Source organism: Streptomyces katrae (assembly GCF_000717655.1).
In the GTDB taxonomy this organism is placed as follows: Bacteria; Actinomycetota; Actinomycetes; order Streptomycetales; family Streptomycetaceae; genus Streptomyces; species Streptomyces katrae_B.
Genome location: NZ_JNZY01000032.1, coordinates 37411 through 53161, shown reverse-complemented (window position 1 = coordinate 53161; position 15751 = coordinate 37411). Strand labels below are relative to the sequence as shown.

9 protein-coding genes and 1 pseudogene are annotated in these 15751 nt (G+C 70.1%); 5 read left to right on the top strand and 5 right to left on the bottom strand.

Annotated features, from left to right (window positions below):
* Positions 1-3: 3 nt before the first annotated feature.
* Positions 4-944, bottom strand: a pseudogene (locus IF09_RS40810) (IS110 family transposase); the annotation flags it as partial.
* A 598-nt stretch (positions 945-1542) separates the two neighbouring features.
* Between IF09_RS40810 and IF09_RS0130195 the strand changes: the two are divergent.
* Together IF09_RS0130195 and IF09_RS0130190 are read left to right on the top strand one after the other, a co-directional pair.
* Entirely contained in the window at positions 1543-6246 is a 4704-nt protein-coding gene (locus IF09_RS0130195; RefSeq protein ID WP_051833115.1) for a DUF6531 domain-containing protein, read from the top strand.
* Positions 6247-6255: 9 nt separating this feature from the next.
* Positions 6256-7266, top strand: a complete 1011-nt coding sequence (locus tag IF09_RS0130190; protein WP_030301083.1) for a hypothetical protein — start codon at positions 6256-6258, stop codon at positions 7264-7266.
* Positions 7267-7575: 309 nt separating this feature from the next.
* Here IF09_RS0130190 and IF09_RS0130185 read toward each other — a convergent pair whose 3' ends face one another.
* Both IF09_RS0130185 and IF09_RS0130180 read right to left on the bottom strand, forming a co-directional pair.
* Positions 7576-7923: a nuclear transport factor 2 family protein gene (locus tag IF09_RS0130185; RefSeq protein WP_030301082.1), complete on the bottom strand. Its 348-nt coding sequence runs from the start codon at positions 7921-7923 to the stop codon at positions 7576-7578.
* On the bottom strand, positions 7920-8528 hold the full coding sequence (locus tag IF09_RS0130180) for a TetR/AcrR family transcriptional regulator (protein WP_234321194.1): 609 nt from the start codon (positions 8526-8528) through the stop codon (positions 7920-7922). Before IF09_RS0130180 ends, IF09_RS0130185 begins: the two co-directional genes overlap by 4 nt.
* 131 nt (positions 8529-8659) lie before the next feature.
* On the opposite strand from IF09_RS0130180, the gene IF09_RS42060 reads away from it, so the two are divergent.
* Together IF09_RS42060 and IF09_RS42055 are read left to right on the top strand one after the other, a co-directional pair.
* Positions 8660-9115, top strand: a complete 456-nt coding sequence (locus IF09_RS42060; RefSeq protein WP_051833113.1) for a hypothetical protein — start codon at positions 8660-8662, stop codon at positions 9113-9115.
* Positions 9091-9420 (top strand): hypothetical protein, encoded by a 330-nt coding sequence (locus tag IF09_RS42055; protein ID WP_051833111.1) that lies wholly within the window; start codon positions 9091-9093, stop codon positions 9418-9420. Before IF09_RS42060 ends, IF09_RS42055 begins: the two co-directional genes overlap by 25 nt.
* A gap of 233 nt (positions 9421-9653) precedes the next feature.
* Here IF09_RS42055 and IF09_RS42050 read toward each other — a convergent pair whose 3' ends face one another.
* A complete protein-coding gene (locus tag IF09_RS42050) occupies positions 9654-9878 on the bottom strand; it encodes a hypothetical protein (RefSeq protein ID WP_051833109.1) in 225 nt (74 codons plus the stop codon).
* Between the two features lie 321 nt (positions 9879-10199).
* Complete coding sequence (locus tag IF09_RS42045) at positions 10200-11069, bottom strand: hypothetical protein (protein ID WP_051833107.1); 870 nt, start codon at positions 11067-11069, stop codon at positions 10200-10202.
* Positions 11070-11177: 108 nt separating this feature from the next.
* Here IF09_RS42045 and IF09_RS42040 point away from each other — a divergent pair, with 108 nt between their 5' ends.
* Positions 11178-15722 (top strand): AAA family ATPase, encoded by a 4545-nt coding sequence (locus tag IF09_RS42040; RefSeq protein WP_158710081.1) that lies wholly within the window; start codon positions 11178-11180, stop codon positions 15720-15722.
* Positions 15723-15751 lie beyond the last annotated feature (29 nt).

Sequence of the window (15751 nt, the reverse complement as noted above, 5' to 3'; positions counted from 1 at the left end):
TCGGCCGGCGTACGCCTTCAGCCCTCCAGCCGTGGCGAACCGGGTCCGGTCGTCGCCGATCTCGCCCAGGATGCGGGCACCGACCTGGGGACCGATCCCGGGGAAGCTCAGCATGATCGTCGCGTCCGGGTGTGACCGAAAGGCTTCCTCGGTGGCCCGCGCCAGGTCATCGACCGCCTGACAGGCGGCGTCCAGCTGCAGCAGCAGGGCCAGTGCCTGCTTGCCCATAGCGTCCTCGACGAGGGGCAGCTGCCGCGGGGCCTCCTCGCGGAAGAGCTGCTGGATTCGTTCGGCGTCCGTTTCGATGCCCCGCCGGCGGCCGGCCCGCCGGAGCATGGCGGTCAGCCTCCACATCTGGAGCTTGGCGGCCAGAGCAGGTGTGGGCGCAACGGCCAGGATGCGGCGGGCATCGGGGCGGGTCAGGGTTCCCGGCTTGTCCCTGAACGCCTCGATCATCGCCGGGAAGTACTCCCTGAGCAGAGACCGCAGCTGATTGGCGACCTGCTGCCGGTTCCAGACCGCGTCCTGCTGTGCGCGGGCCAGGACGGCGACGGCCTGGGCCAGGTCGGTGTCGGCGGGCAGCGGGCGGTGCACCGGCGCGTCGGTGCGGATGATGTTCGTGAGCACCAGGGCGTCGCCCGGGTCCGACTTCTTGCGGCTGACTCCGTGCCGGTCGCGGTAGCGGGAGGCAGCCATCGGGTTGACCGCGTATATCTGCCGGGGCCCTGCCGCAGCGTGGCGACCAGCAGGCCGCGGCTGGTCTCGATGGCCACCGGGATCGGCGTCTCCGCAGTGTCGCCGTGCTCAGCCAGAAGATCCAGCAGCACCCGGTAGCCATCCAGGTCATCGTTGATCCGGCACTTGGCCAGCAGCCAGCCCGTGTCATCGACGAGCGCGACGTCGTGGTGTCCCTCCGCCCAGTCGATCCCGCAGAACACGTCCATGGATCCCGCCCCTTCTCCGGTGCCGTTCTCGAAGACGAGCACGCGGGGCCGCACGGCGCACTAATTCCAGGGCTCCAAGGCCCGCCACCTCGTCAGCCGTGCGCGGCACCGCAAGGCCGCACGGGCGCACGCCGTGTCCAGAGCTCGAAGCTCGTGAGGAAAAACGCGTCACCGTGCGGTAGCTCATCCAACGAGGATCCCGAACCCGACGAGCCCGCGGGGGCAGACCGTGCGAGCGCCCAGCCCCCGGTCCACCCCTGCGTCGGCAGGGCCGCCAGGCGTGGAATCGGGAGCACACGTTCAGTTCTCAAGGAGCCGTGCAGGACCGTGCTCCGCTACGGCCGGCGCGAGAGTGACGACGACACAAGGGCATTCCCCAGCAGCAGAGGGCCGGGGCGTCAAAGTGCGATGTGGGTGTCGCGCCACGTCAACCTCGGCGGCTCCATGTGCACTGGGTGTCCGGTTCGCAGATGCGGATCACCCGTCAGAGTGGCCCCGTGGTATGACTGTTCGGTTGTTTGATCAGATTTGACCACGGGGGTGGGGTATGTCGGTTACGGTGCCCGACTGGGCGGACACACTGCTTGACTTGATCGGTGTGGCCTGGCCCAACGTCGATGAGGACGCCTACCGTGAGATGGCCGACGCGCTCCGTGAGTTCGCAGACGACCTCCTGGACGACGGCCAGCTCGCCAACAACCACGTCGAACGCCTGCTGTCCGCCAGCAAGGGCGAGTCGATCGAGGCTCTGAACCGGCACTGGAACAAGGTCAAGGGCAAGCACTTCAAGGACATTGCCGGCGCGGCCCGCACCATCGCCGGGGCGATGGAACTGGCGGCCGACGCCGTTGTCGCCATGAAGGGCGCGGCCTTGGTCCAACTGGGATATCTGGCTTCCGAGGCTGGCATCGCCCTCTCCCTCATACCGGTCACCGGTGGTCTGTCGATGCTGATCGGCGCAGGCGCCATGCGCGCTACGCAGGAAGTCATCAAGCGCCTCATCAAAGAATGCGCCGAGGAAGCCGTTGGTTACATCGTCTCCGCCATGACCGAACCGGCTGTCGCCGCCCTGGAGGGTATGGCTGCGGACCTCGTCGTCCAGCTTGGCTCCATGGCCCTGGGCATCCAGGACGGCGTCGACCTCGATCAGACGAAGAAGGCAGGCAAGGACGGCTTCAGCGACGGCGTCCAGTCGGGCAAGGAGTCGCTCCACCTGGCATCCGCCGATGGCGCAACCACGGGCAGCACCGGCACCGGTCTGATCGACCTGCACATCGAACACGACGAACACCACCGCGCGGGCAACAACCTCACCCACGTCAGCACCGGCATCCACGGCAAGACCACCTCGAAGCTGACCAAAGCCAAGCACCACCATGGCCGCACTCGCGGCCGCGACTCCATCGCGCAGGCCATCGATCCCGTCGCCGACAAGGCCATGGCAGCCCTCAGCAAAGCCACCAAGGCGATGGGCGACCACGTCGGAAAGACCCTCCCGAAGGCCGTCAAGCAGATATCCACCGATCACAAGAAGAACGACCAAGCCCTCCACGACGACTTCAACCGCATCAAGAAGAAAGGTTCCGGCGGAGGTGGCGAGGGCAAGAGCGGCGCAGGTGGAGGTGTAAACCACCGCAAGAACGGTGCGGACGTCCGTACGAAGCCGGACTCGCTGCATGGCGCAAAGGACGATCCCCGGCGCAACAGCATCCCGCTGAATGGCAAGACCTGCAAGAACGACCCGGTCGACGTAGCCACGGGCGAGATGACGCTGCCCCAGACCGACCTCGCCCTCCCCGGCACCCTGCCGCTCACCCTTGGCCGGACCCACCTCTCCGGGTACCGCTACGGGCAGTGGTTCGGCCGCAGCTGGGCATCCACGCTGGACGAACGCCTGGAAGCCGACCCGCTCGGTGGCGGTGTGATCTGGGCGCGCGAGGACGGCTCACTCCTCGTCTACCCCCGTTTCCCGGAGGAAGGCGGCGATCCCGTCCTGCCGCTCGAAGGGCCCAGGCTGCCTCTCTCGTACAGCGAGGAGGCCGACGCGCAGACGACCTATCGAATATCGGACCCGCACAGCGGTACAACGCGCTCTTTCACGGGCAGCCCGTACAACACTTCGCCGGCGTACTGGCTCACCGGGATCGAGGACCGCCACGGCAACGGCATCACGTTCACCCGCCGAAGCGATGGAGCGCCCACGACGGTCAGTCACCACGGCGGCTACCGGGTTCAGATCGTGGTCAGCCACGGACGTATCGACTCGCTTCTGCTGCGTACCCAGGCGGGCCCGGTCACCGTCATGACGTACGGCTACGACGAACGCGGCAGTCTCAACGCGGTGACCAATTCGTCCGGCCTGCCGCTCCGCTTCTCCTACGACGACAGCGATCACATCACCTCATGGACCGACCGCAACGGTTCGACCTTCCGGTATGTGTACGACAGCGCCGGCCGCGTCGTACAGACCGTAGGGCCGGACGGCTACCTGTCGTCCTCCTTCGCTTACGACACCGAGAACCGCGTTACTCGCTACACCGATTCCACCGGCGCCACCAGCGTCTTCCTGCTCAACCACCTCCTCCAGGTCGTCGCCGAGACCGACCCCCTGGGCAACACGGTCAGCCAGGTCTGGGACCGCTACGACCGGCTCCTGAGCCGCACCGACAGCCAGGGCCGTACCGTCAGCTACACCTGGGACGAGCACGGCAACCTCACTTCCGTACGCGAACCGGATGGCTCCTTCGCCACCATGCAGTACGACGATCGGGGTCTGCCCACCGTTGTGACCGCTGCCGACGGAAGCGTGTGGCGCCGCACCTATGACGACCGCGGCAACAACACCACCCTCACTACCCCGGACGGGGCCACCACCCGGTACGCGTATGACGCGAACGGCGCCCTGGCCGCCGTCACCGACCCGCTGGGCATCTGCCAGACCTACCGTTCGGACGACGCCGGTATGGTCCTGTCCCACACCGACGCCCAAGGCAGAACGACCACCCTGACCCGCGACGCCTTCGGCCGGCCCGTCTCGGTCACGGACGCCGACGGCGACGTCACCACATGCACGTGGAGCGTTGAGGGACACCTCACCTCACACACCCGTCCCGACGGCGCCACCCAGCGATGGACCTACGACGGGGAGGGCAACTGCCTCACCGAGACCGATGCCAACGGCGGTGTCACCCGCTATGAGTACACCCACTTCGACCAGCCGTCCTCCCGCACCACGCCTGACGGAGCGCGCTACGAGTTCCGCTACGACACCGAACTGCGCCTCACTGAGGTGCACAACGCTGCCGGACTCACCTGGAGCTACGCGTACGACGCCGTCGGGCGCCTGGTCTCCGAAACCGACTTCGACGGCCGCACCCTGCGCTACGCCTACGACCCCTCAGGCCGTGCGCGCTCCCGCACCAACCCGCTGGGTCAGAAGGTCACCACCTACCTGGACGACGCCGGCCGGGTCACCGCCCGTGACGTCGACGGCGCCGTCACCACGTACGTCTACGACCGGTCCGGGCGCCTCACCGAGGCACACTCCGCCGGCTCCAGGCTCGCCCTGGAGTGGGACGCCATGGGCCGCACCGTCGCCGAGACCGTCGACGGGCGCACCAGCCGGTACAGCTATGACGCCCTCTCCCGCCGGACCCGCCGCGTCACCCCCAGCGGGGCCACCACCCACCTCACCCACGACAAAGCGGGCAACCGCACGCACCTCGCCCTCCACGGATACGGCATCACGTTCGCCCACGACGCCGCAGGCCGCGAAGTGGCCCGGTCCTTCGGCAGCCCCGAGCGGCCCGTGGTCCTGGGCACCTCCTACGACACCGCGGGCCGGGTCCGGGAGCACCGTCTCACCGCTCAGGGCCGGACCCTCAGCTCCCGCCTCTACGCGTACCGTGCCGACGACCGGCTCGAAACCGTCACCGACGGGCTGACAGGCAGCAGCAGGCACTACGAACTCGACCCGGCGGGACGCCCACTGCGCATCTCGGCCCACCACTGGACGGAGACCTACGCCTACGACAGCGAGGGCAACCAGACGTCCGCGCACTGGCCCGACCAGGCCCCGCACCCCGAGTCCCGCGGGCCGCGCGCGTACAGCGGAAACCGGCTGACATCCGCCGGAGGACTCCACTACACCTACGATGCGGCCGGCCGCATCGTCGAGCGGCGCAAGAAGCGAATATCCCGCAAGCCGGACGTCTGGCGCTACGAGTGGGACGCCGCAGACCGGCTGACCGCGTGCACCACACCCGACGGCACCCGGTGGACGTACCGTTACGACCCGCTCGGCCGCCGCACCGCCAAGCGGCAGCACGCCCCCGACGGGACCGTCGTCGCCGAGACCCTGTTCAGCTGGGACGGCAGTCGCCTGGCGGAACAGACCGACTCGGCCACCGGCACCACCCTGACCTGGGAGTACGACGATCACCGCCCGATCGCCCAGGCCGAGCACCGTACAACGCACAACGCCGCCGAAGGCCAGGAGTCCGTCGACTCCCGCTTCTTCGCAATCGTCACCGACCTCGTCGGCACACCGACCGAACTCGTCGACCACACAGGCGCCACCGCCTGGCACAGCCGGGCCACGCAGTGGGGCGCCACCGCCTGGAACCGGGACGCCACCGCCCACACCCCTCTGCGTTTCCCGGGCCAGTACGCCGACCCCGAAACCGGTCTGCACTACAACTTCTTCCGCCACTACGACCCGGAGACCGGCCGCTACGTCAGCCCCGACCCCCTCGGCCTGGACCCCGCCCCCAACCCCGCCGGCTACGTCACCAACCCCGCCACAGAGGCCGACCCCCTCGGCCTGGCGCCCTGTATGCAGGGCCTGGAAGACATGGCCCACAAGATCTCCCAGGTCCTGCCCAACAAGCGGCAACGGGAGGGGCAGACCGTCGCGATCATCGCCACACGCCACAAGGGCAAGGACGTCCTCATCGTCGCCGGAACCAGCAAGAGTAAACTGACTCCCGCCCAGCGGAAGCTGGCCCAGGAGATGGGCCTGTACCCACTCCCGAACGACCAGTACCTCCCCCCGACACCGCCCAAAGTCCCAGGCGGGCATGCGGAGCAGAACATCCTCCACTACCTCAGCCGCCTGCACAGCAAGGGCTCGGATGACTGGCTGCCCACCCACGGCGCGGCCATGCGCAGCGTCTGTCCCGATTTCTGTGCTCCCATCATCCGCATCGAGGGCATGCTCGCGGGGCCGACGTATGGTGACGACAAACCCACCCACCGGCGGCAGTTCTACTGGCCGAGCCGCTATACCCCGGACCCGAACTAGGACGAGCACATGAACCACCCCCGCGTACCCGTACGGCTGCTCGCCCATGAATCCCTGCCCGGTATCGCCGAGGCGCTCGGGAACATGGACGGCTGGCTCCTGCGCGACGGCGCGCACCGGCTCGTGACCCGGCACGAGGGCACGATCACCGTCGGCAGGGTCGGCACCGACCCGTCCCGGGTGCTCGCCGACCGCGCCGTGTGGGCCGACCCGGCTCCCGACGACCCCAGCCCGTACTGCTCGCCGCTGCCCGACGGAGGCCTGGCCATCAGCACCCGCCAGGCCGTCACCGTCCACGAGCCCGACGGCACCGTCCGCTGGGAGCACCGTCACCGGGACTGGCAGCAATCGCCCGAGGCCGCTGGCGCGTGCACCCCCGACCCCGCCGGCCGAGTCCTCCTGGCGACCATGGCCGGTCCCGTCGGACCCGATGGGCTCTCCGCGGGCGACATCTGCCGCGCCCTCGACCTGGCCACCGGCGAAGTGCTCAGCGAGCACGTCCTGCCGACCTTCTCGGCGACCTACGCCTTCCAGCAGTTCCCGGACGCACGCTCCGAGGTCCTGCTGACCGCCTCCATGGGCCAGGACGGCGCCCGTTGCCTCCTGGTCACCTACGCGGCCGGCGGGCTCGGCGTCCGGGCGGCGGGCACTGCTGAAGAACCCTACGTCGGACTCGGTGCGGACGGGGTGCTGGTCAGCCAGGACGTCGGCGGGGGATACCTCTGCCGCACGCAGGACGGCGCTGACGACGTCATCGTCGAAGCCCGCAACGTACTGCCCGATGAGTGGGTCTTCGTCGGCTACACCCCGGGCTTCGTCGACGACAACCGGATCCTGGTCGTGGCGGCCGAGGAGCAGTGGGCGGAGGAGGGCATCCACCTCCTCCTCGACGCACGCACACTCGAGCCCGTCGCCGAACTGGACTACCCCCAGGCTCCGGGAGTTGCAGCCGTGCCCCTCGGCGACGGCACCTGGCTCACCCACGACCAAGAGACGGTGCAACGCTGGACGACCACCTGACGGGCCCACCCGAAGCTACGGCGGCTCCCCGAACAGGCCGCGAGCGGCTCCGCCCTCGCCGGATCGGAGCGGGGACGGCACCACTGAGTCGCCGTGTCGAGAGTCTGCCGACTCCCGCAACGCTGACACGGACCACGCCCCTGCCCGAGATGGCACGGCAGCCCGGTCGGCGGCTGCGGTCGGTGCCCCGACGGAGGACACGGTCTTCGTGTCGGAGCAGTGCCCGGCCACCGAAGTGGCGGTGGCCGGTGACCTCGCCGAGCGGCGCCAGCCTGTCGGCGACAGGCTGGGCGAGACTGCGGGATCCGCTTACGCGGGGAGGAAGAACCCGGTGATGTCAGCGAGCCGGCCGTCGCGGTGGAGTGCGGTGCTCACGCCCGCCATGGCGGGTTCGTCCTGCTCGCCGAGCTGGGTCCACCGTGCGAGCGACCGGTCGTGGTGCTCGACTACCTCGTCGATACGGAATCGGTGACCGGGGAAGGCTCCGGCGAATCCGGCCATGTAGGCGGCCAGCTCGGTCAGCCCGCCGACCTCCGTGCCCGGGTCCCGATAGGCGACGTCTTCGACCGCGACCGCGCCGAGTGCGGCAAGCCGCTCGCCGGGGTCGGCCGACCAGCACGCGGCGTAGTTCGTCCAGAGCTGCTGCGAGTCGCTCATCGCTGTCCTTCTTTGTCGGAGCCGATCGACGCCATTGCGCCCTCGGTGATGGTGTGCAGTTTCGTGACGGGGGCGCCGGCCCGGACCAGCACCAGCAGGCCCTGATAGAGCGCCAGCAGCCGGGCTGCCGACACCTCGACGTCCAGATCCGCCGACAGCAGGCCCAGAGCGCGGGCGCGCGTCAGCGCGTCGGCGAAGCCGGACTCGATCGTCTCCAGCCCTCGGTGCACTCCCGCGGCGGCCTGCGGAACGGTGAAGGACTCCACCGCGGTGTTGGTGAGCAGACATCCCGGATCGGGATCGAGGCCGGTCTCGAACGTCGAGGTGAAGAACGACCGGATGCCCGCCACAGGGTCCGACGGTTCCAGGAGATGGGCGTGGACGCGGCCCTGCACCACCTGGTCGTTGTAGGCGTCCAGTGCGGCGCAGAACAGGCCCTCCTTGCTCTGAAAGACCCGGTAGAGGCTGCCCGGATGCAGTCCGGTCGCCTCCTCGATGTCCCGCAGCGAGGCCCCGAGGTAGCTGCGGCGGCGGAACAGTCGCATGGCGCGGGCCAGTACGTCCGCCTGATCCCAGAGCTGCTTGCGGCCCACCGGTACCCCCATAGTTGAACGATCGCTCACAAAAATAGCACGCCGGCACGGCTGGTCCGTCCCGCCGCTCCCCCAGATCGGTCAGGGTTCGAGGAGACTCTCGTGACCGCCGTGCCGGCCGGTCGGCGCAAGCACCCAGAGCGGTGAAGCGTCCGGCAGCCGTCATCGAAGTCGGGGACCGGATCCGGTTCGACGGTGGCGTCCACGTTCTGGCCGGCCTGGACGGGCAGCGCTACCGACTGGTCGCCGAGGAGGGCGCCAGGACCCAGGACTTCGCTGTCCTGGACCCCCGCCGGCCGGGGCGGCCGCCGCGTGTTCCCGTCCACGGTCCGCTGGACGGGCTTGACGCCGCGGTCCGGGAGAAGGCCCCGGCCTGGGAGCGGCACATCCTGGAGGTCGAGACTGGCCACATCCGGCCCCACCGGGACTGGCCACCCCGACCCGAGTACGACCCCGCCATGTACAGGCTTGCCGAACGGGAGGCGGCCAAGGCCGCCGAGCTGACCGCAGCCGGGGAGCAGGTCAGCGTAGCCACGGTGGGCCGGATGCGAGCCCGCCACCGCGAGCAGGGAGGATGGGTCTCGTCGACGGCCGGCTGAAACGGGAGCGGTCCGCGTTCGGGCGGGCCGATCCGCGGGTGGTGGCCGCGATCAAGCGGGCGCTGGAGGAGCAGCAGGGGCGTTCCACGGCGACGTTGAGCCGGCTGCGGCGCCAGGTGGGGTGGCTGCTGGAGGACACCCACGGGCCCGGAACGGTGGCGGTGCCGCCGATGGCCACGTTCAACCGGCTGGTGCGGTCTCTCGCCGAGGCAGGAGGGGCTGGCGGCGACGGCCGCCGGGGAACGGCGGCGCGCGTCCCGGCCGGTGCCGGTGTTCACTCCGACGGTCGCGACGCTGCCCGGTGAGCTGGTGATGATGGACAGCACTCTGCTGGACGTGATGGTCGTGTGCGAGGACGGCCAGGCTCGGCGGCCGGAGCTGACGATGGCGGTGGACGTGGCCACCCGCAGCATCACCGCGGCCGTCCTGCATCCGAAAGGCACCAAGGCAGTGGACGCGGCTGTGCTCCAGGCCCAGACGCTGGTGCCACAGCCGATGCGGCCCGACTGGCCCGCCTATCTGTCCATGGCCGCCTCCGTCACCCCGCGAACGGGATCCGGAAGACAGGCCACTGGTCTTCACCGTTCAGCGCCTCCCAGGCAGCATCGGCATCGGCTCCGTCGACACCGAACCATCCTGGAGTGGTGTCGTCGTCCTCCTCCGTCTGGCTCAGCCACATCAGGTAAGCCGCCCAGAACCCCGGCAACGCCAGGAGCTCTTCCCCGGCTACGACCGAAGCATTCTCAAATCCCTCTATCAGCACGGGCCCAGACTCTCACCCGCCTACGACAGCAGCCCGTGCGTCGCTCGGCCGCTCCACCGAGCAGTGCTGCTCCTGGTCGACTCGCACCCCCAGCGCCAATGGGGAATTACGTGAAGCTGATCACGAAGGTCTTGGGGAATTGCGCGACCGCTGACAACAAGGCACCTGATGTGGCATCGGGTGCAAGGGAAGAGTCAGTAACAACTCCGACAGCGGCCATCTCGCCACGGACCAGCCCGAGACGGCTTCGACGATTCAGGCTCCTCCACGCCCGTTCCTCCGTCGGCGGACGCGAGGGTCCGGGTGAACCGGTCTGCTCCTTCAGGCGGTGCGCGCCTTGGCCATGACGCTGGCGAGGGCGGGCTTGTCGAGGTAGCGGTGGACGTCGTGGCAGAAGGGGAACGCGCCGTTGTTCACCTCGATGTCCGTGACGCCTGCTGCGAAGCGGGACAGGCCTGCGCATCCTGTGACGAAGTCCTTCGCGGCGTGCAGGTTGGTCCACTCCACACCGGTGGGGACGGCCAGCGGCTCGTCTTCCGTATGGATGCCCTTGCGGCCGGCCAGCCAGCCGAGCGGGGACCCGCATGTCACCAGTGTGGTCACCTCCGTGGCCTCTCCGCGGCGGAGCATGTCGTAGAACACCACGCTGCCCAGGGAGTGGGCAACGACGAAGCGGGCGCCCGTGGCGGCCAGTGCCCCCGCAACCGCCGCGCGTACGGCGGCAGCCGTCTCCTCGTTGCGCAGGTAGGCGTGGGCTTCGCGCACCAGCCACAGAATGCGGCCCGTCACGCCTTTGCCCATCTGGCGGTCCACGGCCTGGATCCTGCGCACGATCCGGGGCGTGAGCGGCCCTTCCCCGAGAGTGAGACCGGATTCGGGGGAGTCGTCCTCGGCAGCGGAGGGCGCATAGGCGGCCAGCGCCCGGAGAATGAAGGCCTCTTCCTCCTCGTCGATGGGGGCGTCGTCCGACAGTGCGCCCGCCTCCTGGCCGCCGAGCCGCACGAACCTGGTAGGCGTCCGCGGGAAGACGGTCTGGTAGGAGGGGACCGTCACCACGGCACTGATCCCGCTGCCAGGATCAGCGGACAGTGCCGCGTCAAGGGTGGTCTGCCAGCTGTCGCTCAGCCCTGCGGTCGTCGCGGCCGATCCCTGCCTGATTCCGTGCACTCCGACGATCTGCAGCGCGCTCATGGTTCCCCCATCCGCCGGCTTTCGGCCGTAGGAGGCTGATCGTAGCGAGAGCCAACGGCTGGCCGCACGGGCCGGGTTAGGCTGGCGCCGCTGAGCAGGGGGACGCAGTTGAGCGCGGAAGCAATGGACGGCATCGTCCGCAGGCGGCTGGTGGTCGTCGCGGTTGACGGCTACGAGGACGGGCAGGCGGGGTTCCTGGAGGGTGTCGCCGCCCAGGTGGAGCGGGTCACCGGATGGCTGGCGGATCCCTCGCTCGGGGACGAGCGGCGCTTCGAGGTGGTGCGGGCGGATCCGCCGCCGCGCTCCGTGGACGAGCTGCGCGCTTTCCTGCACGCCCAGAATCTGGCGGCGGCCAGCTATAGGGAGGCCGTCGTCGTGTACATCACCGGTCACGGGCTTCGCCGCCGGGCGCCCCGCCACTATCTGATGCTGCCCAAGACGAAGGAGGAGCGGCTGCTGGCGACTGCGTTCCCGACGAGCGAGCTCATCACCGCGGCGCTCGACAGTGAGTCCGAACATGTGCTGGTGCTCGTCGACTCGTGCGAGTCCGGCACACTCCGGGCTGAGCTCAGTACTTTGTTCGAGGACCTGTCCCCCGAACGCCACAGTCTGAAGGGGACGGCTGTCGTCACGGCCGGAAACCACTATGAGCGGCCGCTGGTCGGTTCCTTTACGCGGCGCATCGCCCTGGCCTGTGAGCGGATGCGGGACGAGGCCGTCGGCTACACCGCCCCCTACCTGTCGTTCGCGGAGTGGGAACAGCTCCTGCACCAGGTGGGCGTGGACGACGAGGGCGTGGAGAAGGATCTGGTCAGCGCCGAGTGGATCGTGCCGCACTCGCGCGGGAGGGCTCCGAGTGCCTGTCTGCCCAACCCGCGCTTCCAGGCGGTGGAGGGTACGGCGAGTCCGGCGCTGCGCCAGCTCACGCTTGAGGCCGGCCCGCTGGAGGAGTTCTGGCTGGAGCGGGCTTCTGGGCGGGCTGGGACGGGCGATCCCGGCTGGTACTTCAGCGGCCGGGCCGAGCCGATGGCGCGCATGGTCGCCTTCGTGCGGGAAGGCGAGGGTGTCCTCGTGGTGACCGGCGCTGCCGGCTCGGGGAAGTCGGCCCTCCTGGCGCGCCTTGTAACCCTGGCTGACGCCGGCTTCGCGGCCGATCCGAAGTACGCAGCTGTAGTGGCGGGCATCCCGGACGGTCTGCGGCCCCACCCCGGTGCGGTCGACGTTGCGGTCCTGGCGCGGAACAAGTCCGCGCGGGTGCTGGTGGAAGAGCTGCTGTCCGCGCTCGGCAGCGCCCCCAACGGCCGCGAGCTCCCCTTGCAGACCCTGCTCGGCCTGCTGGCCGGGAGGGCCTCCTCCAGCCCGGCCGGTCCTGTCAGCATCGTCATCGACGCACTGGACGAGGCAGAGGACCCGCTCGCCTGCGTGGGCGATGTCATCGTCCCGCTGTCGCGGCTGACTGCCGACGGCGGTACCGGCCGGGCCGTCCGCCTCGTGGTCGGCGTCCGCAGCTCGCCTGAAACCGTGTACGCGTCCGGGGCGGCCCTGCACGACGAGCGGGCGGACCAGCTGCTCCGGAAGCTGGCCGACGCCCTGCGTACAGCCGACGCCCTGGGCACGGAGGAAACGGCCGTACGGGTCCTGCGGACCGACGGCCGCGACTGCACCGCTGATATCGCCGCTTACACCGCCGCCCTGCTGTGCGCGCCGCAGACCAGTCCCTACCGGGGAGCGCAAGAGGCTGCCGAGGCGGCGGCACGGCATATCGCGGATGCGGTCGCGCCCTCCTTCCTGGACGCCAGGATCGCCGCCGACCAGCTGAGAACGGCCGCGGTGCGCCAGGACCTCGGCGAAGCGGGCTGGCTGAGGCGTCTTGCCGACGGCACCACCGGGCTCCTGCGCCAGGACGTCGAGGCGGTAGCCGCCGCTGAGGGGGTCGGTGCCGGCCTGCTGGTCACCGCGTTGCGCGCGACCGCGTTCGCGCCGGGGGCCGGACTGCCGTGGTCGGAGGTCTGGCCCGCCGTCACGGCTGCGCTGGCCTGCGAGGCGTTTGGTGCCGGCTATGCGGACACGGATGCGGCTGACCATGCCATCCGCACCCTCCGGTCCGGCCGCCTCACGGGTTACCTCGCCACTGCTGAGGAGGATGCCCGTACCGTCTACCGCCCCGTGCACCAGCGGCTGACCGACCTGCTGCTGACGGGACGCGGCTGGCTGCCGGACCCGGACCCGGCGGCAGAAACGTCCCCGGACGGGCCGCGCGCGCACATGGCTGCGCAGGCCGCGGTCACCCGCGCCCTTGCGGGGCTGGTGGAGCGTGCCGGGCCACACCTGGCGCATCCGTATGTTCGCAGGCACTTCCTGCACCACGCAGCGGCCGGGGGCATCCTGACCGACCGTGAGGTGCCGCTGGAGCTCCTCGCCCAGGAGACATCCGGAACCCTGCGCGCCCGCCTCGCGCTGCCGCTTCCCACCGGGGACCCTGAGCGGCGGAACCTGACGGCTGCGGCGCTGATCGAGCCGTACGCCGATGCGGACACCGGCTACGCCTCGCGTATGGGCAGCATGGCCTTCCAGCGCGCCGTACGGGGCTCCGGCGGGGAAGCCGGACTGCGGGCCGGCGCGCTGGACGGCCTGCCGGTGACCTTGTTGTGGGGGCACTGGACAGCGCACGTAAACGTCCTGGCGCCAGCCCCGGGGCAGACGAACGCCCTCTGCGTGGTGCCGGCGCTGGACGGGCGCCAGCTGATCGCCGTCGCGGCGGAGGCAGGCGGTGTCCGGGTCTGGGACGCCAGGACGGGAAGGCGCGTCGCGGATCTGGACACGGGGCCGGTGCACCGGCTACGCACCATCCTGGCGACCGGCGGACGCACTTTCCTCGTTACGCTGGGGCAGCGTGACGTGCGGATCTACGACCCGGTATCCGGGCAGCGCATCGCGCAGATGCCGCTGCCCCGCGCCTTTGACGTGCATGTCCTGGCGGATGGTTCCGCGCTGTGGAAGCTGTGCGTCCTGACCAGCCGCGGCGCCTTCGTGTGGAGGCCGCGCGCGGACAGGCTGTCTGTGGCTTCCGGGTTCCCGGACGGCATCACCCGGGAGTACGGCCGCGGGCAGGGGCCTTCCCGCCGGCTGACTGCGGTGGTGCGCCGCAGGAGCGGCGAGGCGCTGGTCGCCGTGTGCGGTGAGGACGGCATCCGCCTGTGGGACCCGGTATCGGGCACGATGGCGGGTGCTTCGTTCGGAGGCGGCCGGGTGTCGGGTGTGGTTGGCGTCGCCCGGCCGGACAGCGCTGAAGACGACGTGCTGATCGCAGAGTCCCCCAATCCCCTGGTACCCCTGCAGGTGTGGAACCCCTTCACCGCTGAGCCGGTGGTGATCACCCGTGAAGGCGGCGGCGCGGCGGTGGCGGGACCCGGCGGGACGGCATTCGCCTATGTCGCACGCGGCCGCATCACGCTGCAGGGCCTCGGGACGGATTCAGCCCGTTCGTTCGATGCCGATATGGCTTCCGTGGATGCCCTTGCGGTCCTTGAAGATCCCGCGGGCCCGAGGGTGGTGTCGGCTGGCCCGCAGGGCATCCGGATCTGGGATCCCGGCTTCGGCGGGCCGCTCCATGAGGACGGGCTGGCGGACTCGGTGTACCCGGGACCCTCATTGGACCAGCACCGGCGGCGCACACCCACATGGTCCGTGTGCAGGTCGGTTCTGCCCGCATCCGGTGAAGGCCCGGGCGGCGATGCCGTCGTCCTGGCGACGCGTGGCGCGCTCGATGTGCACAGTGCCGCGACGGGAGTCCGGCTGAAGCGGATCGGGACAGGTCTCGTCAGCCAGGTCCTGCCGCTCGTTTCCTCAGGGGCGCGCGTGGCGGTCAGCGACCCGAACGGCGACCTGTCCGTCTGGGATCTTACGTCGGGGGACATGGTGATGACGGGCCGCAGAGACCAGTCGCGGTCCGTCTCGTCCTCCTGCACCGCCTGGACGGGCAAGGGCCTGCCGATGGCTGTTTCCGCGGGCACCGCGGGCAACATCACAGAGCTCACCTCAGTGGTTCTGCACCATGAGGACGGGTGGTCCGCCACTAGCACGGTCCCGCTCAGCCCCGACGTCGGCGATTCCCCCGTCTGCCTGCTGGGGACCCTGCCCCCCTCGCCATCCGGCGAGGTCACCGTCGTGGCGGGTGCCGGCCAGGACCTCGTTCTCATCGACGTGGCCTCCGGACGCCGCACCGGTGTACTGCCCTGCTGGGACCACAGAGACGGCTACGGCAGCGTCCTGTGCAGCCTGCAGGGCGACGGCGGCCCGCTTCTGGCGATGTCGAACCGCAGGCACATCGGTGTCTGGGACCTTGCCAGCCGGACCAGGATCGCCACCTGGGAGTCCCCGGACACCTTTGCCATGGCCGGCCTGCCCGTGCCCGGCGGCCGCACCCTGCTCGTCTCAGGAGACGCCGGCGGTGTGCGGCTCTGGGACCCGCAGACGGGCGGCCTCGTCCATACGCTGCTGACGGGCGCTCCCGTCCACGGCATCGCCGCGGGCGGAGGGCACCCGGTCACGGTGCTCCATCTCTACGGCCCCGCGGGCCTGGCGACCCTGTCGGTCGATGTCAGGCTCCTGCAGCGGGCCGCTGGCTGGAAAAACGTCACACGGTTGGCGTGATGCGCTGCGAAGACGGCCCGGAAAGCTCC

Bases quoted from the DNA above. Each gene is read 5' to 3' on its own strand.
- IF09_RS42055 (WP_051833111.1), top strand. From the start codon at position 9,091: ATGGGTCTCGTCGACGGCCGGCTGAAACGGGAGCGGTCCGCGTTCGGG.
- IF09_RS42045 (WP_051833107.1), bottom strand. From the start codon at position 11,069: ATGAGCGCGCTGCAGATCGTCGGAGTGCACGGAATCAGGCAGGGATCG.
- IF09_RS0130180 (WP_234321194.1), bottom strand. From the start codon at position 8,528: ATGGGGGTACCGGTGGGCCGCAAGCAGCTCTGGGATCAGGCGGACGTA.
- IF09_RS0130190 (WP_030301083.1), top strand. From the start codon at position 6,256: ATGAACCACCCCCGCGTACCCGTACGGCTGCTCGCCCATGAATCCCTG.
- IF09_RS0130185 (WP_030301082.1), bottom strand. From the start codon at position 7,923: ATGAGCGACTCGCAGCAGCTCTGGACGAACTACGCCGCGTGCTGGTCG.